This is a genomic window from Nocardioides guangzhouensis (assembly GCF_004519545.1).
Classification (GTDB): Bacteria; Actinomycetota; Actinomycetes; order Propionibacteriales; family Nocardioidaceae; genus Nocardioides; species Nocardioides guangzhouensis.
The window spans coordinates 1-653 of the sequence record NZ_SDKM01000130.1; the positions used below are offsets into that span (position 1 = coordinate 1).

At 65.1% G+C, this 653-nt stretch carries 1 protein-coding gene; it reads right to left on the reverse strand.

Translation table 11 applies throughout. The features are described from left to right. A partial coding sequence (argF, locus tag EKO23_RS24785) for an ornithine carbamoyltransferase (RefSeq protein WP_134721265.1) occupies positions 1-653 on the reverse strand: 653 nt, incomplete at both ends.

The following is a 653-nucleotide window of genomic DNA, read 5'->3' on the forward strand; positions in this document are numbered from 1 at the left end:
CGTACGACGTCCGCGTTGACCTGGTATGGCTTGAGGAGCTCGATCCGCTCCTTCCACACGCTCTTGTCCTCGCCCATCGACACCCAGACATCGGTGTACAGGAAGTCGACGCCCTGCACCCCTTCGTCGACCTCCGCGGTCAACGTAAGACGTGCGCCCGTGCGTTCGGCGATCTCCCGGCAGGACTTGACCAGCTCGTCGGCCGGCCACAGGTGCTCGGGGGCGCACAGGCGGACGTCCATGCCGAGCTTGCAGCCACCGACCATGAGCGAGTTGCCCATGTTGTTGCGGGCGTCGCCGAGGTAGCAGTAGGCGATCTCGCCGAGGTGCTTCTCGCTCTTCTCCAGCATGGTGAGCATGTCCGCGAGGATCTGGGTCGGGTGGAACTCGTCGGTCAGCCCGTTCCACACCGGGACACCGGAGTACCGGGCAAGGATCTCGACCGAGTCCTGCGAGAACCCGCGGTACTCGATGCCGTCGAAGGTCCGGCCGAGGACCCGGGCGGTGTCCTTCATCGACTCCTTGTGACCGATCTGCGAGCCGCTGGGCTCCAGGTAGGTGATGTGGGCGCCCTGGTCCTTTGCGGCCACCTCGAACGCGGTGCGTGTCCGGGTCGAGGTCTTCTCGAAGATCAGGGCGATGTTCTTGCCCTT